Annotated in this window: 18 protein-coding genes; 11 read left to right on the top strand and 7 right to left on the bottom strand. The window is 68.2% G+C overall.

Annotated elements, in window-relative coordinates; genetic code table 11:
• Nucleotides 1-4 precede the first annotated feature (4 nt).
• Nucleotides 5-346: a hypothetical protein gene (locus tag P0Y52_14315; GenBank protein ID WEK57699.1), complete on the bottom strand. Its 342-nt coding sequence runs from the start codon at nucleotides 344-346 to the stop codon at nucleotides 5-7.
• 115 nt (nucleotides 347-461) lie between these two features.
• Between P0Y52_14315 and P0Y52_14320 the strand changes: the two genes are divergently transcribed.
• The 6 genes from P0Y52_14320 (at nucleotide 462) to P0Y52_14345 (ending at nucleotide 9,264) form a co-directional block, all read left to right on the top strand.
• Nucleotides 462-1,715 carry a TolC family protein gene (locus tag P0Y52_14320; protein ID WEK57700.1) on the top strand — a complete coding sequence of 418 codons (1,254 nt, stop codon included), beginning with the start codon at nucleotides 462-464 and terminating at the stop codon, nucleotides 1,713-1,715.
• On the top strand, nucleotides 1,712-2,905 hold the full coding sequence (locus P0Y52_14325; GenBank protein ID WEK57701.1) for an efflux RND transporter periplasmic adaptor subunit: 1,194 nt from the start codon (nucleotides 1,712-1,714) through the stop codon (nucleotides 2,903-2,905). The genes P0Y52_14320 and P0Y52_14325 overlap by 4 nt, the downstream gene beginning before the upstream one ends.
• A gap of 11 nt (nucleotides 2,906-2,916) precedes the next feature.
• Nucleotides 2,917-6,138, top strand: a complete 3,222-nt coding sequence (locus P0Y52_14330; GenBank protein ID WEK57702.1) for a CusA/CzcA family heavy metal efflux RND transporter — start codon at nucleotides 2,917-2,919, stop codon at nucleotides 6,136-6,138.
• Entirely contained in the window at nucleotides 6,135-6,737 is a 603-nt protein-coding gene (locus P0Y52_14335) for a cation transporter (GenBank protein ID WEK57703.1), read from the top strand. Before P0Y52_14330 ends, P0Y52_14335 begins: the two co-directional genes overlap by 4 nt.
• On the top strand, nucleotides 6,734-8,776 hold the full coding sequence (locus tag P0Y52_14340; GenBank protein WEK57704.1) for a heavy metal translocating P-type ATPase: 2,043 nt from the start codon (nucleotides 6,734-6,736) through the stop codon (nucleotides 8,774-8,776). Before P0Y52_14335 ends, P0Y52_14340 begins: the two co-directional genes overlap by 4 nt.
• A 104-nt stretch (nucleotides 8,777-8,880) precedes the next feature.
• Nucleotides 8,881-9,264 (top strand): Fur family transcriptional regulator, encoded by a 384-nt coding sequence (locus tag P0Y52_14345; GenBank protein WEK59504.1) that lies wholly within the window; start codon nucleotides 8,881-8,883, stop codon nucleotides 9,262-9,264.
• Between the two features lie 85 nt (nucleotides 9,265-9,349).
• Here P0Y52_14345 and P0Y52_14350 read toward each other — a convergent pair whose 3' ends face one another.
• Nucleotides 9,350-9,715: a DUF6471 domain-containing protein gene (locus P0Y52_14350; protein WEK57705.1), complete on the bottom strand. Its 366-nt coding sequence runs from the start codon at nucleotides 9,713-9,715 to the stop codon at nucleotides 9,350-9,352.
• Between the two features lie 351 nt (nucleotides 9,716-10,066).
• On the opposite strand from P0Y52_14350, the gene P0Y52_14355 reads away from it, so the two are divergent.
• On the top strand, nucleotides 10,067-11,557 hold the full coding sequence (locus P0Y52_14355; GenBank protein WEK57706.1) for a transposase: 1,491 nt from the start codon (nucleotides 10,067-10,069) through the stop codon (nucleotides 11,555-11,557).
• Here the strand turns inward: P0Y52_14355 and P0Y52_14360 are convergent.
• Nucleotides 11,529-12,026 carry a hypothetical protein gene (locus P0Y52_14360; protein ID WEK57707.1) on the bottom strand — a complete coding sequence of 166 codons (498 nt, stop codon included), beginning with the start codon at nucleotides 12,024-12,026 and terminating at the stop codon, nucleotides 11,529-11,531. The genes P0Y52_14355 and P0Y52_14360 overlap by 29 nt on opposite strands.
• Before the next feature lie 178 nt (nucleotides 12,027-12,204).
• Nucleotides 12,205-13,146, bottom strand: a complete 942-nt coding sequence (locus P0Y52_14365) for a LysR substrate-binding domain-containing protein (protein ID WEK57708.1) — start codon at nucleotides 13,144-13,146, stop codon at nucleotides 12,205-12,207.
• A gap of 89 nt (nucleotides 13,147-13,235) precedes the next feature.
• Between P0Y52_14365 and P0Y52_14370 the strand changes: the two genes are divergently transcribed.
• On the top strand, nucleotides 13,236-13,376 hold the full coding sequence (locus tag P0Y52_14370) for a hypothetical protein (protein ID WEK57709.1): 141 nt from the start codon (nucleotides 13,236-13,238) through the stop codon (nucleotides 13,374-13,376).
• A 2-nt stretch (nucleotides 13,377-13,378) separates the two neighbouring features.
• Here the strand turns inward: P0Y52_14370 and greA are convergent, their stop codons facing one another.
• Nucleotides 13,379-13,855 carry a transcription elongation factor GreA gene (gene greA / locus P0Y52_14375; protein ID WEK57710.1) on the bottom strand — a complete coding sequence of 159 codons (477 nt, stop codon included), beginning with the start codon at nucleotides 13,853-13,855 and terminating at the stop codon, nucleotides 13,379-13,381.
• A gap of 49 nt (nucleotides 13,856-13,904) precedes the next feature.
• On the opposite strand from greA, the gene P0Y52_14380 reads away from it, so the two are divergent.
• The 3 genes from P0Y52_14380 (at nucleotide 13,905) to P0Y52_14390 (ending at nucleotide 18,038) form a co-directional block, all read left to right on the top strand.
• The gene (locus P0Y52_14380) at nucleotides 13,905-15,128 is read left to right on the top strand and encodes a TIGR03862 family flavoprotein (protein ID WEK57711.1); all 1,224 of its coding nucleotides are present in this window, start codon (nucleotides 13,905-13,907) and stop codon (nucleotides 15,126-15,128) included.
• 77 nt (nucleotides 15,129-15,205) lie between these two features.
• Nucleotides 15,206-16,861: a M28 family metallopeptidase gene (locus P0Y52_14385; protein ID WEK57712.1), complete on the top strand. Its 1,656-nt coding sequence runs from the start codon at nucleotides 15,206-15,208 to the stop codon at nucleotides 16,859-16,861.
• A gap of 31 nt (nucleotides 16,862-16,892) precedes the next feature.
• On the top strand, nucleotides 16,893-18,038 hold the full coding sequence (locus P0Y52_14390) for a serine hydrolase (GenBank protein ID WEK57713.1): 1,146 nt from the start codon (nucleotides 16,893-16,895) through the stop codon (nucleotides 18,036-18,038).
• 464 nt (nucleotides 18,039-18,502) lie between these two features.
• Here the strand turns inward: P0Y52_14390 and P0Y52_14395 are convergent, their stop codons facing one another.
• Both P0Y52_14395 and rarD read right to left on the bottom strand, forming a co-directional pair.
• Complete coding sequence (locus tag P0Y52_14395; protein ID WEK57714.1) at nucleotides 18,503-19,042, bottom strand: DUF4440 domain-containing protein; 540 nt, start codon at nucleotides 19,040-19,042, stop codon at nucleotides 18,503-18,505.
• A 31-nt stretch (nucleotides 19,043-19,073) separates the two neighbouring features.
• Nucleotides 19,074-20,084, bottom strand: coding sequence for an EamA family transporter RarD (gene rarD, locus P0Y52_14400; GenBank protein WEK57715.1), 1,011 nt, complete (start codon nucleotides 20,082-20,084; stop codon nucleotides 19,074-19,076).
• Nucleotides 20,085-20,140 lie beyond the last annotated feature (56 nt).

Genomic DNA, 20,140 nt, shown 5'->3' on the forward strand with positions numbered 1-20,140 from the left:
CGCGTCAGCGTGGCACCAAGTGTTCGTTGCTGTTCTCTTGAACCGTGCTATTGGGCGGCATGGTTCGATCGGCGAACAGATACGGCGTCACGGCGGCGCTCTTTGCGCTGTTCGTCGCCGTCTTCGTTCTGATCCCGACCTTCGATGCTGCGGCATGCGCCGTGGAACTGGAACCCGCCCATCCGGCGGCGTCAGTCGCCGACGACGGTGGCGATCTGCCCTCTGAACCCGACGACCATGCCATTTGTTCGCACGGCCATTGCCACCACAGCGGAACCGCGATGCCGTCCTCGACCCAATCGGTGTCGGTGACGGCTGCCGTCGCGCCGAGTCTGTTGCGCCCCACCGATGAGCCCTTGGCGTCTCGCGCGCCCAGTGGTCTGGAACGCCCTCCCAGAGCCTGACGATGCCCTGCGCCTGATGGCGCTCGTCAATCGTTTGGAACTGCTGGGACATGGAACATGCCACCCCTGAAATCTGGTCGGTCGCGTCTCGCGATCGGCTGCGCCGTGGTCGCGATGGCGACAGCGGTCACCGGCCCTGCCTGGGCCGATCCCGCGCCCTCGTTCGAGGCGCTGCTTGAACGCATCGGCCTGACGCCGACAACCGTGGAGGCCGGCGCTCTGCTCGACGCGGCCGAGGCTCGAGTCCGTCAGGCGCGCGTTCGCCCCAACCCCGAACTGGGGCTGGAGGCGGAAAACGCCTTCGGCAGCGGTCCCTTCTCCGGCTACGACAACGCCGAAACGACCCTGTCCTTGTCCCAGGACCTGGAACTGTGGGGCCGTCGCGGCGCGCGGGTCGAGGTCGCGAGAGCCGATGCGGGCACGGCGGGTCTGAGGCGTGACCTGGCGACCGTCGAGGCGGGGGCCAGGCTGGCCTTGGTCTATGCCGAGGCGGAAGCCGCACAGCGACGGTTCCTGCTGGCTGAAGAGGCCCTGACGGTCACTATCGCCGATACCCGCGCGGCGCTGATCCTGGTCGAAGAGGGGCGCGAGCCCCTGCTGCGCGGCATCCAGGGCGAAAGCGAAGCCGCCGCCGCCCGCGCGACCCTAGACGAGGCGGAGGCGGAACGGGACGCGGCGTTCGCGCGGCTGACCGCCGTGGCGATGCTGCCGAAGCCAGTCACCTCGATCGACACCAGCCTGATCGACCGGGTGCCCGCCGCAGCGGGCGTGACGCCCGGCGCGACGCCGCAGGTCCGCGTGGCCGAGGCCGAGCGGGCGGCGGCCGAAAGCCGGATCGAGGTCGAACGCATCCGCGCCCGGCCCGACGTCCGCGCCTCGGTCGGCGTGCGTCGCTACGAGGCCGAGGACGCGACCGCCCTGACCTTCGGGCTCAGCGTCCCCCTGCCGCTGTTCGACCGGAACCGGGGCAATATCGAAGCCGCCCAGGCGGACTTTCGCGCCGCCGACGCCCGTCTGATGGGCGCGCGTCAGGAAGCGGAGGCGGATCGCAATGCCGCCGAAGCGCGTCTCAGAGCGTCCGTCAGCCGCGTCACCGCCAGCGACGCCGGCGTCACGGCCGCGGAGGAAGCCTATCGCCTCTCGCGGATCGGGTTCGAGGCGGGGCGCATCTCGCAACTGGAACTGCGGTCTTCCCGCGCCGCCCTCATCGCCGCCCGCAACGCCGCCGTGGACGCCCGCCTCGCGCGGGTCCGGGCCGAAATCGACCTCGCGCGCCTTCAAGGCCGCGCCCCGTTTGGAACATCGCTATGAAACGCACACCACAGATCAGTAAGACTTGGCTGATGGCCGGGGTGGCCGCCGTCGTCGTCCTGGGTGGCGCGGGGCTTTATGCCATGACCCGCTCTCCCGCCGAGGCTCCGGCGGCGGAGGGTGAAGCCGGACATTCCGAGGAGGAAGGCGAGCACGCCGAGGGCGAGGAAGCGGGCGGCGAAGAAGGTGTCGTCGTCTTGACGGCGGCCCAGATTACCGCCGCCAACATCGCGATCGTCGCCGTCACCGGCGGTGGCGGCGGCGAGACGCGCCTGTCGGGCCGGGTCGAACCGATGATCGACGCCAGGGCCGCCGTCGCCGCGTCCGTTGGCGGGCGGGTCGAACGCGTCCTGGTGGCTCCGGGCCGGTCCGTGCGCGCGGGGCAGCCGCTGGCCATCCTCGTCAGCGGCGACGCCGCCAGCCTTCGCGCTGACGCAGACGCGGCCCAGGCCAATGCCATCGCCGCCGAGCAGGCGCATAGCCGCGAAGAGAGCCTGGCCGATCAGGGCGTCGTGGCTCGCCGCGATGCAGAGGTCGCCCATGCCCAAGCGCTCAGCGCCCAGGCAGCAGCCCGCGCCGCACGCGCGCGCGCCTCGGCCGCCGGCTCGCCCAACGCCTCGGGGCGGCTCAGCGTGACCAGCCCGATCTCGGGTGTCGTCACCAGTGTCCAGGTCGGGCCGGGCGGTTTCGCCGCCCAGGGCGGGGTGATCGCAGAGGTCACCAACCCCGCGCGGGTCGAGATCGTCTTCAACGCTCCGCCGGCGCTCGCCGCCCAGGTTAGAGCAGGCAGCGCTATCCGAGTGCAGGGACCGGCCGGAGAGTTCGATGCCGTCGTCACCGGCGTCGCCGCCGGAGCCGGTGCCGAGAGCGGCGCGACCGTCATTCGCGCGCGGCCGACGGGGGGTGTGCTGCCGCCCGCCGGATCGGCGGTGTCGGGGACGGTCGTCACCGGTGGCGCTGTCAGTGGCCTAACCGTTCCGTCCGACGCGATCCAGACCGTCGAAGGCGCGAGCGTCGTCTTCGTGCGAACCGCCGGAGGTTTCCGCGCAGTCCCGGTCCTTGCGGGTCGGCAGGCGGGAGATCGCACGGAAATCCTGAGCGGCCTGACCGGGGCCGAGCGCATCGCCGGGGCCAACGCCTTCCTCCTGAAAGCCGAACTCGCCAAGGGCGAGGCCGAGCACGGCCACTAGGGGCGACGATCATGTTTACAGCCATCATCCAAGCGTCGGTCCGGTTCCGCTGGTTCGTCATCATCGCCGTCAGCCTTGTCGCGGCCCTGGGTCTGTTCGAACTGACCAAGCTGCCCATCGACGCGGTGCCCGACATCACCAACCGTCAGGTGCAGATCACAACGGTCGCCCCGGCCCTCGCGCCCGAGCAGATTGAGCGCCAGGTCACCTATCCGCTGGAGACGGCCCTGGCCGGCATCCCAGGCCTGACCAGCACCCGGTCGCTGTCGCGCAACGGGTTCAGCCAGATCACCGCGATCTTCACCGACCAGACCGACATCTACTTCGCCCGCCAGCAGGTCGCCGAACGACTCGCTGCCGCGTCGGAGGGCCTGCCCGAAGGCGTGGAGCCCGGCCTGTCGCCGATCACCACGGGCCTGGGCGAGGTGCTGATGTGGACGGTCGATTATGTGCCGTTCACGACCGAGACCTTATCCCGACCCGGTCAGCCCGGCTGGCAGGCGGGTGGTGTCTATCTGACCCCCGAGGGCGAACGCCTTACCACGCCCCAGCAGCGCGCGACCTATCTGCGCACGGTTCAGGACTGGATCATCGCGCCGCAGATGCGCACCACCAGCGGCCTCGCCGGGGTGGATACCGTCGGCGGCTACGTCAAGGAATACGCCGTCCGGCCCAATGCCTCACAGCTTGCCGCCTATGGCCTCGGCCTTAACGATCTGGTCGAAGCCGTCGAGCGCGCTAATACCCAGGCGGGCGCCGGCTATATCCAGCGCGCGGGAGAGGCCCTGGTCGTCCGCACCGACGCCCTGGCCCTGACGATCGACGATCTGGCCCAGGCCCCGGTCGTCAATCGTGGCGGTCTGGTCGTCCGGGTCGCCGACGTCGCCACGGTCGAGATCGGTCAGGCCCCGCGCCTGGGCGGCGCCAGCCGAGACGGGCACGAAGCGGTTCTCGGCACGGCCCTGATGATCGCGGGCGGCAACAGCCGGACCGTGGCCCAGGCCGCCGCCGAACGGCTGGCGGAGGTGGACGACAGCCTGCCGCCGGGCATCGTCGCCCTGCCGGTGCTGAACCGCAGCGAACTGGTCAACTCGACCATCTCGACCGTGGCCCGAAACCTGACCGAGGGCGCGCTTCTGGTCGTGGTCGTGCTGTTCCTGCTGCTCGGCAACATTCGCGCCGCGACGATCACCGCCCTGATGATACCGCTGTCCTTCCTGTTCGCCGTCATCGGCATGAACCGGTTCGGCATCAGCGGAAACCTGATGAGCCTGGGCGCCCTCGACTTCGGCCTGATGGTCGATGGGGCGGTCGTCGTGATCGAGAACACCCTGTTGATGCTGACCCAACGTCGGGCGGCGGTTGGGCGGATGCTCACCCGGCATGAGCGTCTGGACGTCGCGGTCCAGTCGGCGCGCCAGATGGTCAAGCCCGCCGCTTTCGGCCAGCTAATCATCCTGCTCGTGTTTGCGCCCCTGCTGATGCTGGAAGGCGTCGAGGGCAAGACGTTCCAGCCCATGGGCGCGACCGTCATGCTGGCCCTGGTCGGAGCCTTCATCTTCTCCTTCACCTTCGTGCCTGCCATGACGGCATTGCTCGTGCGCGATCCCAAGACGGTCCACGTCGATGCGGACGGTCAGGCGGTCGAACACGAAACCTGGATTCTGCGCTTTGCCCGCCGGTTCATTCAGCCGGCGATCAAGGCGGCGGTCGCGCGGCCCAAGGTCGTTCTGATCTCGGCCGTCGCAACGCTGGCCATCGGCGCGGTCTCCTTCATGTCCCTGGGTCGCGAGTTCATCCCGACGCTCGACGAAGGCGACATCGCCATGCAGGCGCTGCGCGTTCCCTCGGCGTCTTTGGAACAATCCTTGGCCATGCAGATGGCCTTGGAACGCGCCATCAAGGCCCAGCCCGAGGTCGAGACCATGTTCTCGCGCACCGGCACGGCCGAGGCGGCGGTGGACCCGATGCCGCCCAACATCTCCGACAGCGTGATCGTCCTGAAGGATCGCAAGGACTGGCCTAATCCGAGCCTGGAGAAAGAGGAACTGATCGAACGGCTGGAGGAGGTCGCGGGTCAGCAGATTGGCAACAATTTTGAGTTCAGCCAGCCGATCGAACTGCGCTTCAACGAACTGATCTCGGGCGTCCGCACCGATCTCGCCGTCATGGTCTACGGCGACGACTTCGACACGCTTCAGCGCGTGGCGGATCAGGTGGCGGCCTCTCTGCGCGAGACGACCGGCTCTGCGGACGTGCGGGTGGAACAGGCTTCCGGCCTGCCCACCCTGACCGTCAGCGTCGATCGCACCGCCGCCGCCAGTTATGGTCTGTCCGCCGCTGACGTTAGCGAAGCGGTCTCGGCCGGAATCGGCGGAGCCGAGGCCGGGCGCATCTTCGAGGGCGACCGGCGCTTCGACGTGGTCGTCCGTCTGCCCGACGACGCCCGCAACGATCCGGCAGCGCTGGCGGCTCTTCCGATCGTTTCGGACACCGGGGTGATTGTGCCGCTGTCGTCGGTGGCGCGTATCCAGACCGGCGAAGGTCCGAACCAGATCAGCCGCGAGAACGGCAGCCGTCGCATGGTGGTCCAGGCCAATGTGCGCGGCCGCGATCTGGGCGGCTTCGTCACAGACGCTCAGAGCCAGGTCGCGGAGATCGAACTGCCCGCCGGCGTCTATCTGGACTGGGGCGGCCAGTTCGAGAATCTGAAGCGGGCCGAGCAACGCTTCGGCTTGGTCATCCCGGTCGTCTTCGTCCTGATCGGCGTGTTGCTGTTCCTGGCCCTGGGCTCGTTCGCGGAGGCCGGATTGGTCTTCGCCTGCGTGCCCTTGGCTCTGGTCGGCGGCGCGTTGGCGTTGCTCCTGCGCGGGATGCCCTTCTCGGTCTCTGCGGCGGTCGGCTTCATCGCCGTCTCAGGGGTGGCGACCCTGAACGGCCTAGTGCTGATGCAGGCGATCCGTGAACGGTTGACGGCGGGTCTGACCCCCTACGACGCCGCCATCGAAGGAGCGTCCAGCCGTCTTCGCGCTGTTCTGACCACCGCCCTGGTCGCCATCGTCGGATTCATCCCGATGGCGCTGGCTCATGGCGCGGGAGCGGAGGTGCAGAAGCCTTTAGCCACGGTGGTGATCGGCGGGCTTCTCACGGCGACCATCCTGACCCTGCTGGTCCTGCCGACGTTTGCTGCCAGGGCGGTCAAGCACAGGGCGTCGGAAGGAATGGACGATTGACGGCACTGACCGCTCAAGACCACCAGCAGCGACGGACGCTGCTGGTGGTCCTCATCCTCAACGCGCTGCTCTTCGTGGGGCTGGGCGCGGGCGGCATCCTCGCCGACTCCAGCGCCTTGCTGGCCAATGCGGTCGACAACGGGGCGGACTCGGTCGTCTATCTGATCAGCTTTCTCGCGGTTGGCCGCGCCCTGTCCTGGAAGAAAGGCGCGGCGCGTCTGTCCGGCATTCTGCTGCTGCTGTTCGCCGTCGGGGTTCTTATAGACGTCGGCCGAAGATGGTGGTTCGGGGCTGAACCGGTCGGTTTGACGATGATGGGTCTGGCCCTCGTGGCTGCGGTCGTGAACCTGATCTGCCTGATGCTCCTGAAACGGGTCACGTCCGATGATGTGAACATGGACGCCGCTGAGACATTCAGCCTGAACGACTTCGCCGCGAATGGCGGCATTCTCGTCGCGGGTGGGCTCGTGTGGTGGCTCGATCAGGCCTGGCCGGATTTCGTGGTCGGGTTGCTGGTAGCCGCGCTCGCGATCAAGGGCGGCGTCGACATCCTGCGAGGCGCGGCTCGCACCGAAGCCACTGAGGAGGCGAGCCGATGAGTTCGACCGATACCGACCATCAAGCGGTGCACGGCCACGACCATGCGAGCGAGAAGGCGGGCGCTGACCCGCACGCGCATGGCGGGGTGTTTGGATCGAACACCGAGGTGATCTTCGCTGTGTCGAGCGGCGTCGCACTGGCGCTGGGCTTCGGTCTAGAAAGGCTGGCTCCCGGCGTTCCGGCGTGGCTGCCTCTCTGTCTGTATCTTGTCGCCTATGGCTTCGGCGGCTTCTTCACGGTTCGCGAGGCTTTCGAAAACCTCCGCAACAAGCGCTTCGAGATCGACACCCTGATGCTCGTCGCCGCCGCCGGTGCGGCGGCTCTGGGAGCCTGGGCCGAGGGCGCGCTGCTCCTGTTCCTGTTCAGCATCGGCCACGCTCTTGAGAACTACGCCATGGGCCGGGCCAAACGCGCGATCGAGGCCCTGGCCGATCTGGCGCCCCGCACGGCCCATGTGCGGCGCGGCGACCAGGTCGTGGAGGTTCCGGTCGAGGAGGTCGAAATCGGCGACACGGTCGTGGTGCGGCCTAACGAACGGTTGCCGGCGGACGGGTTCGTCGTGGTTGGCGCGACAAGCATCAATCAGGCCCCGGTCACCGGCGAGAGCATGCCGGTCGATAAGCAACCGGTCCCAGACGCCGCTGCGGCCCGGAAGCGGCCCGCCCAGGTCGCCTCTTCCTCCGTTGTCTTCGCCGGCACCATCAACGGAGCGGGCTCGATCGAGATCGAGACGACCCGAAAATCCTCCGACACGACCCTGGCCAAGGTCGTCCGCATGGTCAGCGAGGCCGAGACCCAGAAGTCGCCGACCCAGCGGTTCACCGACCGCTTCGAACGCATCTTCGTCCCCGTCGTCCTCGGCCTCGCCTTCGTCCTGCTCTTCGCCTGGGTCGTGGTCGACGAGCCTTTCCGCGACAGCTTCTACCGGGCCATGGCCGTTCTGGTGGCGGCCAGCCCATGCGCCCTCGCCATCGCCACGCCCAGCGCCGTCCTGTCCGGCGTGGCGCGAGCGGCTCGGGCGGGCGTCCTGATCAAGGGTGGCGCGCCGCTTGAAAACCTCGGCTCCCTCAATGCCATCGCCTTTGACAAGACGGGCACCCTGACGGAGGGGCGGCCCCGCATCACGGACATCGTGCCTGTGGGCGGCGCGAGCGAGACTGATCTGCTGATGACCGCCGTCGCCGTGGAACGGCTGAGCGACCACCCTCTGGCGGAAGCCATCGCCCGCGACGGGTCCGAACGTCTCGGCAGCAAGACGACTGCTCCGGCGTCGGACCTGAAGAGTTTGACCGGGAAGGGCGTCACCGCTCAGCTTGAGGGCGCGACGGTCCTCATCGGCAAGCCCGAGATGTTCGGCGCCGATGGCGTCGCTCCCCTGGGTCAGGAAGCGGAGGCCGCCGTGAAGCGGCTCCGGGAGGATGGGCGCACCCTGATGGTCGTGCGCCAGGGCGAGCGCGATCTCGGGGTGATCGGTCTGTTGGACACGCCACGCGCGGCAGCCCGCACCACGCTTGAGGCCCTGCGCGCGCTGGGCGTATCTCGGATGATCATGATCTCGGGGGACCATCAGAAGGCGGCTCAGGCGATCGCGAGCCAGGTCGGCCTTTCCGAAGCTTGGGGCGACCTCATGCCCGAGGACAAGGTGGAGGCTATCAAACGGCTCCGCGCAGAGGGCAAGATCGCCATGGTCGGGGACGGGGTGAACGACGCCCCGGCCATGGCCACTGCGACCGTGGGCATCGCCATGGGCGCGGCCGGTTCCGACGTCGCGCTGGAGACTGCCGACGTCGCCCTGATGTCAGACGATCTCTCGCAACTGCCTTTCGCGGTGGGCCTGAGCCGCAGCACCCGCCGCATCATTCTGCAAAATCTGATCGTCAGCCTCGGCGTTGTCGCCTTCCTCGTGCCAGCGACCATCCTCGGCCTCGGTATCGGGCCGGCCGTGGCGATGCACGAGGGCTCAACGCTCCTGGTAGTTTTCAACGCCCTGCGGCTGCTTGCTTACCGAGACCCCACCACAAGGCCGTCGTCAGCATGACAGCGGCTTGTCCACATGGTCAGGAAGCGAAATCGCCGACGGCCACAGCGGTGAGTCTCGCGCTTGATGCTGCTTACGACCGCATTGTCTCCGCCGACCATCAGATGACCGCTCCCAGACGGCGGGTTTTGGAACTGCTTTTGACGTCGGGCCGACCAGTGAAGGCATATGATCTCGTCGCCGCCTACCACGCTGTCGGGCGGGTCGCGAAGCCCGCCACCATCTACAGGGCCCTTGAGGTCCTGACGGGGCTGGGGCTGGTCCACCGCCTTGCGTCGTCGAAATGCTATGTGGCCTGCACCCTCGGCGTGGCTGCCCACCCGGCGGCTTTCCTAATCTGCGATTGTTGCGGCTCGTGCCGCGAAATCTCCGCGCCTGAGACGACTTCATTGACCGCGTCTGCAAACCGGCTGGGTTATTCGGTTGATCGGATCACTATCGAAGCTGCCGGCAGATGTTCGGCGTGCTGTGTGGACGAACGCGAATAGGATGCCACAGAAGTGGCGCTCCAAAAGAAGGAGATCACGGTCAGGACGGAAGACACGCTTAACAGGGCCTATGTAGAGGAATTGGTCACTCCTTCTTTGGGGTCCCTACCAAGGCTGCAATCAGTTCTGGGGTCATTCGCACCTGCGGCACTTTGTCGAGCAGATCGGGGGCCAACGTGAACTCGCCGGTCAACTGAGGCTTGAAGGGGATGAGGTCGACCCCCAGCACATGCATGAATTGCAGCATGAACGTTGCCGGGAATGTCCCTCGGCTGATCTTGTTGCGGACGCTGACCTCGGTCTCTTCGATGCCTATCGCCTGCATGCGTTCCGCGATGTCGGCGTAGGTGAGGTTCTGGCGACGCTGCTCGACCCGCAGCAGGGTTCGCGCCTTCTCGCGCCAGACGTTTTCGGGATCATCGAGATCAGAGGTCGCGGGGCGTTTAGCCATGACCAGTTAATGCCATCACTTCACCCACCTATCAACCGACGCGACCTATCGCTCGTTTAAGCGATAAAGGTCGCACATACGCGACAATCTTCTTGACAGGCTACGACGCGATTAGTATCGCACATACGCGACAAACCTCCCGTATGTGCGTTGACATCATTGGCTCTCCTTCAAGGCCCGGCACATGCCGCGACGCCTACCGAGATCGCCGAACTCTCGGAAGACGCAGCGCGTGCGCTGTTTCGCCGTTACCGATTCGCAGAGAATGGGGGCGATCCCTGCTGCAACCACTGCGGATCACCTGCCGCGTGGACCTACCAGGACGGCAAACTCTTCAAATGCAAACAGTGCTTGAGGCAGTTCACCCTGACCACCAACACGCCGTTCGCCTACCGCAAGCTGCCGTTCAAGACGATCCTGCTGATCCTGGCGCAGTTCAACGTCGCCTATCAGGGACGCAGTGCTCTCGAAATCAAGCGGGACCTGCGGGCCAAGGTGAAGAACTACAAGACGATCTTCGTCTGGCTCCACAAAATCAGATGCGCGATGCAGGCCTTCGAGCGGCGCACGATCCTGCGCGAAGAGATCGAGATCGATGGCAAGGAGCTGAAGGGCTACATCCGCCCCAAGAACGTGCGAAATGAAAAGGATCACTGGCGTTTCCCCTATGGCGCCCCGGATCGGACGTTGCGAGTGACGCTGGCTCGCCAGCGCGGCGGTCCAGCCCGCGCGTGGGTCGCGAAGCAGGAGCACCACCCCATCCCCCCGTTCATCGACGTGGTCGATCCGAACGCTGTCGTGTTCGCTGACGGCGGTCACTGGGGCCAGATTCGCGAGCATTGCGCGCTGAAGCGGGTCATCCACGATCACCACTTCTACACGCCGGAAGCCTGCACCAACTGGGCCGAGAGCGGCTTCCGCGTCCTTGAGGGCATGCGGATGATCTATCGTCGCATCCTCGGCAACTACCTCGACCTCTATACGGCTCAGCTTACGTGGCGGTTGAGCCACACAGCCACCGGTCCGGACGACAGCTTCGCTGCGCTCCTCGGAACGATGATGACCCCAGGCCGCTCGCCGATGGCTGGCTATTTCCTCAAGAAGAAGGCGGGCGGTTCCAAGCGTCGGTGCGAAATCATCAGCCAAGACGGCGCGCCGATCGAGTGGAGCCCGCCGAGTTCAGAGGAGCGGCGGCTGGCGCACAAGGAGGCCAAGCGCGCCGCCGGAGAAGTGGAGACACCCCGCGTCGCCGACGCTCGATCCGCGAAGCGTTGGCGTGACGGCTTCGAGTTCATGTCGGCCGGCGAGTTCATGGACGATCCCAAGCGAATGCCCCTGAGCCCTGGCGTCTACAGCTTGTTCCTTCGGAGCGGCGAACGGCTCTTCAACCTTGCTGGCTATTTCCCTGATCCGCAGTTGCCGGCCTGGGACCACGGGGTTTCACGCAACGGATACGTAGGCGAAGGCTACTCCCTGCGCGAGAGGGTGACCGGGCACCTTCTCGGAAGCATCGCGGACTCGCCGTTCCGTCAATCGGTCTTCGCCATCCACTGGGTCGCGGGGACCGGCGAACTCGGTGACCTCAAGGGTCGTCAGGCGAGCGAAACGGCCTTGAGCGAGTGGCTGCGCAGCGAAGTCGTGATCGGATACAAGGTCTGCGGCTATCACAAGACGGTGGAGAAGGAGATGCTGAAGCGCACCGCCGCGCCGCTGAACATCCGGGATCGCGATCCATCGTCGTTCAGTCGCCTGCTTTCGAGCCTGCGCCAACGTTTCCGCGAGGCCGTGGTCGCCGCGTGGGAGCCGCCGCCGCCTAGCAGTCGTCCTCGCCAGCGGCGCTAGACGGCTCGTTCCCGCTCTGTCGCGATTTCAGCGCCCATCGCGGCGGCTTTGCACCATCGTTTACCAAGCCCCGCTGAGCGCGCTGCAACGCCGCGTTGATGGCTCCGTATGCCAGAACGTAGGCGGGACCGTCATCGACGCTGAGGTCGTGGCGTTCCACGATCCGATCCAGCATCTCGCGCACCGTCAGCCATTCACCGTCCTCTCGCAACACATCGAAGGCGGCGTCCGCCCAACCGTGGGGCGGTCGGTTGGCCCCCCGGCGGAGCGGCCTGATCAGTTTCTCCTGCTCGGGGTTCCAGTCGGGCTCGAACATCTGGATCACGTAAACGATATGGGGGATCGCCGTTCTGATCTCCTCGGCCCTGGCTTGGCGCTCACCAGCCTCGGCAGCGAACGCCTCACCGCCTCTCCAGTTCTTCTGTCGTAGCTTGGGCGGGTTCTCGATCCAGTGCAGTTCGCCACCCATGCGGCCGTAGAGGCGCTTGAGGTGGGCGGTTAGCTGCTTCCCGGTGCTTTTTCGCCCTGATGCCACCTAAATCCCTCGAATTGCTGACCACGAGGGCATATTCGAGCGGAGGTGTGTTTGCTACCCATAGCCGCGCTTCGCTCCGACCACCCTCCCCATGAAGGGGAGGGAGAAGGGCCTACCCCGTCTCCCCCACTTCCCGCCCCGCCAGCCTCGCGCCTTCGACCACGGCCGGATCGGCCCGCGCCGTGTCGAGCAGCCAGTCGCGGAAGCGGGCGATCTTGGGGGTCAGGCGGCGAGCGGGCGGGTAGCAGATCCAGTAGCCCTCGGCCAAGGCGACGGTCTGGGCGAACGGACGCACCAGCAGGCCGCGCTCGATCTCGCGCGCATAGAGGATGGGCGAGCCCAGGGCCACGCCCTGATCGCCCAGAGCCGCCGCCACCTCCATCGCCTGATTGTCGGCGGTCAGGCGCGGCGGCGGGGCCGTGTCGGCGGCCGAGACCTGGGCGGCGGCGAACCAGGCGGCCCATTCGTTCGGCTCCCCCACCAGATGGGCCCGCTTCAGGTCGGCGGGGACCTTGAGGTCCAGCCGGTCGCGCATGGCCGGGCTGCACAGGGGGGTGAAGACAGCGGGCATCAGGAAGCGGCTCTCCAGCCCCGCCCATTGGCCCGAGCCGAAGCGCAGGGCCACGTCCAGCCCGTCGGCGCCCAGCATGGACAGGGTCGGGCTGGTGTCCACCCGCACCGCGAGATCGGGGTTGTCCAACTGGAACGAGCCCAGCCGCGTCGCCAGCCACTGGGTCGCCAGGGTCTGAAGCGTGGTGATGGCCAGCACGCCCTGATCGGCCTCGACCACGTCGGCCACAGCGCGCCGCAACAGGGTCATGGCCTCAATCGCCGCCGTGGCCAGCCGCTCGCCTTCCGGCGTCAGCGACACCTGCCGTGTGCCGCGCACAAACAGGGCCCGGTCCAGTCTCTGCTCCAGGTCGCGGATGCGCCAGCTGACCGCCGCCTGGCTCATGCCCAGGGCCTCGGCGGCGCGGGTGAAGCTGAGCAGGCGCGCGGCGGTTTCGAACACCCTCAGGGCGTCGACGGGAATGCGGGAGAGGACGTCAGCCATAAGCAAGCCTTGTGCGTGAGCCCTATCGTCTCGTTTGTGAACGCCCGGCGTCAACCGCATATTCCGGCTTCAAGAAAGGAGGACGACCGATGGACTATATCTACAGCACTCATAAGGAACCCGCGTGGGGCTGGATCGGCGCCCTGCTGGACGCCCGCAAGGCTTCTGCGCCCGCTGCGAGCAAGCCCCAGCCCGCGCCGACGCTGCGCCCCCGCCGTGCCGCCTGCTGACCCTAGTCGACGGCGACGATCTCGACCGACTGACCCGCCACGGTCGCCTCGTCGCCGACCCGCTTGCCCATCAGGGCGCGGGCCAGGGGCGAGACGTGGCTGACGCTGCCTTGCGCCGGATCGGCCTCGTCCTCGCCGACGATGCGCCAGGTCTGGGTGCGGCCGTCCTCACGTTCGATGGCGACCGAGCCGCCAAAGCGCACCCGCCCGTCCGGCTTCGTCTCCAGCAGCTGGGCCGAGGCGCGCCGCGACGACCAGTAGCGCAGGTCGCGCGTGGCCCGGGCCATGGCGGTGCGGTCGGCCTCGATCGCGCCCTTGACCTGCGCGCCAGAATAGGCTGCCCGCGCTGCGGCCAGTTCGGCCTCGATCTGGGCCAGGCCCTCGGGCGTGACATGGTTCGGGTGGGGCGAGATCGGGCGGTCCACCAGGTCGGCGGCCGTGGCTTCCAGATCTTCTTCTCGGGTGAAGGCGACGCTCATAGGGACAGAGCGTATGCCGTTCGCGAGCGTTCCGGTCTAGGAAGAGCCGATGACCGATACAGCTTCTCCCGCTTCGTCCACTGTCGCCGTGATCGGCGCCGGCCCCGCCGGCCTGATGGCCGCCGAACGCCTGGCCTCGGCGGGTCTGCGCGTCACCGTGCATGAGCGAATGCCGTCGGTAGGGCGCAAGTTCCTGCTGGCCGGACGCGGCGGGCTGAACCTGACCCATTCCGAGCCGCTGGCGCCTTTCCTTGAGCGCTATGGTTCGGCGCGCGACCGCGTCGCCGGGTGGCTGGCCGCCTTTTCGCCTGCCGACTTGACCGCCTGGGCCGAGGGGCTGGGGCAGGAGACTTTCGTGGGCTCATCGGGCCGCGTCTTCCCGAAAGCCATGAAGGCCTCGCCCCTGCTGCGGGCCTGGCTGGCGCGGCTGGAGGGGCTGGGCGTCGAGATCCGTGTGCGCTCGCGCTGGACCGGCTGGAAGGACGGCGCTCTCGCCTTCGACACCCCCGAGGGCGAGCGGCTGGAACGGCCCGACGCCGTGGTCCTGGCGCTCGGCGGGGCGAGTTGGGCCCGGATGGGCTCCGACGCCGCCTGGGTTCCCGAACTGGAGACGGCGGGCGTGACCGTGGCTCCCTTCCAGCCCTCCAACGTCGGCTTTGACGTGGCCTGGTCGCCGCTCTTGCGCGAGCGCTTCGCCGGTCAGCCGGTCAAGGGCGCGGCCCTGACCCACGCCGGGCGCACGGTGCGCGGCGAGGCCATGATCGCGGCCTATGGCATCGAGGGCGGCGGGGTCTACGCCCTGTCGGCTGGCTTACGCGAAGCCATCGCCCGCGACGGTCAGGCCGAGCTGACGCTGGACCTGCGCCCCAGCATCAGCCGTCAGGCCCTGACACAGAAACTGCTGAAGCCGCGCGGCAAGGACAGCCTGTCGAACTGGCTGCGCAAGATCCTCCATCTGGACCCCGCCGCCATCGCCCTGCTGCGCGAAGGCGGACCGCTGCCGACCGAGCCCGGCCCGCTGGCCGCGCGCATCAAGGGCGTGACCCTGACCCTGACCGGGGTGCAGGGCCTGGCCCGCGCCATCTCCTCGGCGGGGGGCGTGACGCTGGACGCCGTGGACGACCACCTGATGCTCAAGGCCCGGCCCGGCGTCTTCGTGGCGGGCGAGATGCTGGACTGGGAGGCCCCGACCGGCGGCTATCTGCTGCAGGCCGCGTTCGCCTCCGGCGTCGTGACGGCGACAGGCGTAACGGACTGGCTCAAGGCGCGCTGATCGACAAAGGCGGGGGTCGACAGGGGCTCTGCGAGGGGGCAGCGTGTCGGCCTTCCCTAGCTGACCGAGTGCGCTTCATGTCGATGTCCCGTTCCGCCGCCGCCCTTGGCCTGATGGCCGTTCTGATGACCTCGACCTCGGTCCTGGCCCAGACCGCCCCGCTTGGGCGCGTCGATCCGGTTCGGTTGAGCGAGGCGACGCGGGTTCTGGCGTCCGACGAATTCGAGGGCCGCGCCCCCGTCACGCCGGGTGAAGACAAGACCATCGAATGGCTGTCGGCGCAGTTTCAGGCCCTGGGTCTGGAGCCCGGCGGGCCTGACGGGTCATGGGTCCAGGTGGCCCAGGTCAGCCGCACCAAGCAGGACGGGCCGGCGACCATCAGCGTGTCCAGCAAGGGCCAGACGACAGCGCTGAATCGGGCCACCGACGTCATCGTTTCGTCCGACCGCCCGGTGGATCATATCACGCTGAAAGACGCGCCCCTGGTCTTCGTCGGCTATGGCGTCGATGCGCCGGAACGCGGCTGGGACGACTACAAGGGCGTCGATCTGCGCGGCAAGATCATGCTGGTCCTGGTCAACGACCCTGATTTCAACGCGCCGGACGGCCATCCGGTGGCGGGCCAGTTCGACGGCCAGGCCATGACCTTCTATGGCCGCTGGACCTACAAGTTCCAGGAGGCGGCGGCGCAGGGCGCGGCGGGCGTCCTGGTCATCCACGACACGGCGGGGGCGGGCTATCCCTGGTCCACGCTGCAGAACTCCTCGACGGCGCCCAAGTTCGACATCGTCCGCGCCGACCCGGACAAGGAGCGCGCCGCAGCCCAGGGCTGGATCCAGGGCGCCGTGGCCGAGAAACTGTTCCAGGACGCCGGGCTCGACTTCGCGGCGCTGAAGGATCAGGCGCGCACCCCCGGCTTCCAGCCGGTGACGCTGGACGGCGTGACCATGTCCATCGACTTCGGCCAGGTGGCCGACCGGGTGCAGACCCGCAACGTCATGGCCCGCCTGCCCGGCGCGACCCACCCGGATGAGACCGTCATGTTCGGCGCCCACTGGGACGCCTATGGCCGCGCCACGCCCAAGGGAGGCGACGACATCTACAACGGCGCCGTGGACAATGCGACGGGCGTGGCGGCGGTGCTGGAGCTGGCCCGCCTGTTCGCCGAGGGGCCGCGCCCCGAACGTTCGACCGTCTTCGTCAGCTGGGCCGCCGAGGAGACCGGCCTGCTGGGGGCCGAATACTATGCCGCCAACCCGGTCTGGCCGCTGGAGACCACGGTGGCCAACATCAATATGGACAGCCTGCTGCCAGGGACTGAGATCGACCCCGACATCGTCGTCATCGGCGCGGGCAAGAATGATCTGGACGACCGGCTGTCCGTCTTCGCTGGGCGCGAAGGGCGTCGCCTGATCCCCGATCCGGCGCCCCAGGCCGGGGCCTTCTATCGCTCCGACCACTTCCCGCTGGCGAGGAAGGGCGTGCCGGCCCTGTTCGCCGCGGCGGGCTTTACCGGCCATAACGCCGCCAGCCGCGACTATGTCGCCAACCGCTATCATCAGCCCACGGACGAATGGACGCCCGAGTGGAAGATGGACGCCGCCGCCGCCGATGTTCAGCTGCTCTATGAAGTCGGCGCCGCCCTGGCCAACTCGCGCGACTGGCCCGCGTGGAAGCCGGGCGACGAGTTCGCGGCGGCGCGCAACGCCTCGGCGGCGGCGCGCAAGCCGTGACCCGGACCGCCTGACGCGCTAGACCGCCCCCATGACCCAAGCGCCCGACATCCACGGCCTCTGCCCCGCCCGCTTCAACGCGGTGAAGGACGCCTTCGCCGCCAACTTCACCGACGCGCCCGAGGGGCTGAACGAGCTGGCGGCGCGCTTTTCCGTCACCATCGACGGCGAGGTGGCGGTGGACCTGTGGGCCGGGTCGGCCGATCTGGCGGGCAACAAGCCGTTCGCCGAGGACACCCTGGCTCCGGTCTTCTCGACCGGCAAGGCGGTCATGGCCCTGATGATCGCGCGCTGCGTGGACAAGGGCCTGCTGTCCTATGAGGACCGGGTCTGCGACCACTGGCCGGCCTTTGGCGCGGCGGGCAAGGAGCGGCTGACCGTCGGTCAGTTGATGAGCCACCAGTCGGGTCTGCCGGGCTTTTCCGACGGGGTCGAGCCGGCCATCTGGTTTGACCGTCAGGCCGTGCTCGACAAGCTGGCGGCCCAGGCCCCGCTGTGGGAGCCGGGCACGGCGTCAGGCTATCACCCCATCACCATCGGCTATCTGGCGGGCGAGCTGTTCCGCATTGTGGATGGGCGCAGCATGGGCACGGCCTTGCGTGAAGACTTCGCCGCGCCGTTTGATCTGGACCTGTGGATCGGCCTACCCGAGAGCGAGCATGGGCGGGTGGCGCAGATGAGGAAGCCGACCGCCGCGCCGGACCTCGGGCCCATCGACGCCATCAAGAAGGCCGCCTTCCTCGACCGGGGCTCGGCGCCGGGCGGGCGCGGCTCGACCGAGTGGCGGATGGCGGAAATCCCCTCGGCCAACCTGCACGGCACGGCGAAGGACCTGGCGCGGATGATGTCGCTGATCGCCACCGGCGGGATGCTGGACGGGCAGACCCTGCTGTCGGCGGACACCCTGGCCCAGGCGACGCGTGAGCGCATTCGCGGCCTCGACAAGGTCGTGCCCTATCAGATGAACTGGGCGGCGGGCTTCATGCGCAACGAGGGCCTGGACGTCTTCGGTCCCAATCCGCAGACGGTGGGCCATTGCGGCTGGGGCGGGTCGATGGCCCTGGCCGATCCGGAGGCGCGGGTCTCGGCGGCCTATGTCATGACGCGCCAGTCGCCGCATCTGATTGGTGATCCGCGCGCCCTGCGGCTGGTCGAGGCCCTCTACGCCGCGCTGTAGGGGGCGGCGCATTGCACGGTGCGCAGAAAAAAACAGTGCAATGGGTGCAATGGGCAGAGCCTGATGCTGGCTTCTCCTGCCGTCATTCCGGGGCGCGAAGCGAACCCGGAAGCCAGGCGTCGAGACAGTTCGCGACCCGGCGATTGGGGCGGAGGTCTGGGCCCCGGATCGTCCCTGCGGGCCGTCCGGGGTGACGGAAGGGGGAGCTGCGGAGGCGGCTTACGCCGACGGAAGGGCCTGAACCCTCACCCTTTCGCCTGGCGGATCGCCTGCGGCTCTCCGAGGCTCAAGCCCTCTCCCAGCGGGAGAGGGAGGCTTGATGTCGAACGGACGGTGAGAAAGATCAGAGGGCGACTATGACGTCGTTCCTGACCTGGGCGGGCATCCATCATCGCGACGCGGCCAATCGCAACGAAATACTGGCGTCAGCGCCTCACGCCATGCGCAAGGTCCATGCGACAGTCTCAGGCGTCGGGGCCCCAGGCGAGCTGGTCGTGGACGATGCGCCAGCCGTCTTCGGTGCGACGCAGGACGCGGGTGAAGAGGCCGCGCGCGGTCTTGCCGTCGCGGCGCAGGACGACCCGGCCCGAGACCACCGTGGTGTTGACGTCGAACTGCAGGGTCTCGAACCATTCATAGGTCATCAGGCCGAGGCCGCCGGGCTGTGCGGCGCGGGCGGTCAGCGCGGCGCGGACGGCGTCCGGTCCCTTCAACGGCGTGTCGCCGAGGAAGACCAGCAGGGGCTCGTCGGCGACATAGGTGGCCATGACCGCGTCCACGTCGCCCGACGACCAGGCCTCGGCGGCGGCGTCGAGGGTGTTGCTGACGGCGTCGAAGGTCTCGGCCGTGGTCGGCACGACGACCGGCGGGGTCGCAGCGACGGGCGCCTCCGTCCGCGCGGTGCGGATGACTTCATCGCCGCCCACGCTCTGGGCGCAGGCGGACGAGCCGGTCGCCAGGGCGACGGAGATGGCGAGGGCGACGAGAGAGCGGGCGCGGATCATCATCCCTTCTAGGCTGGAACGGCGCCGAACCTCAACGCAGGTTCTGGCGAGGCGCTTCGTCGTCCATGGCGGCCATCCGGTCCTCGGCGGGATCGTCGAGCAGGCCGGGCTCCGGCGCGACGATGGTCTCGGCGGTGCGGCTGGCGCGGCGCACCTTGAGCACGGCCCCGACGGCGAAGACGCCCGCGCCCAGCCAGATGAAGGCGAAGGAGGCGATGCGCAGGGCCCCGAGCGCCTCGCCCTGGATCATGCCGATGAAGAAGACGATGGTCGGGGCCAGGAATTGCAGGAAGCCCATGCTGGACAGGGGCATGCGCCGAGCCGCCCAGGCGAAGAGGGCGAGCGGGATGACCGTGGCCGGACCGGCGAACAGCAGCCACAGGGTCGCGGCGGGCGAGGCGGTGAAATGGCCCTGTCCGGTCGTCTCGATGAAGATGACCCAGGCCAGACCCGGCGCGGCCAGCAGCAGGCATTCCATGAAGAGGCCCGTCTGGGCGTCGACCGAGACCCGCTTTCGGATGATGCCGTAGCCGGCGAAGCTGAAGGCCAGCAGCAGGGACACCCAGGGGGCGTGGCCGAGGGCCACGGCCTGAAGCACCACGCCCACGGCGGCCAGGACGATGGCGGCGGCGCCGAAGCGGTCGATCCGTTCCCGGAACAGCCAGGCCCCGGCGGCCATGTTGAGCAGGGGGTTGAGGTAATAGCCGAGCGAGGCGTCCAGGGTCCGGCCGTTGTTCACGGCGATGACATAGGTGGTCCAGTTGGTGGCGATCAGCACCGCCGACAGGGCCAGCCAGCCCAGCACTTTCGGCTGGTGGAAGACAGCGACGACCTGGCGCCACTGACGCGCGATCAGCACCAGCAGCAGCGACCACAGCACGCCCCAGACCGCGCGGTGGCCCATGATCTCCCAGGCGTCGGCGCCCTGATGCGCCATCTGCTGAAAGACCAGGGGGATGAAACCCCAGAGCAGATAGCAGAGCGTCCCGGCCGCCAGGGCGGTGCGGGCTTCGGACGAGTTCGGGGAGGGGGACGCGGTCACTGGGCGGACCTTTCGGCCTCCGCCGCGCCAGAGACGCTGCGGAGGCTTGGAGAGGA

The organism is Candidatus Brevundimonas phytovorans (assembly GCA_029203145.1).
Taxonomy (GTDB): Bacteria; Pseudomonadota; Alphaproteobacteria; order Caulobacterales; family Caulobacteraceae; genus Brevundimonas; species Brevundimonas phytovorans.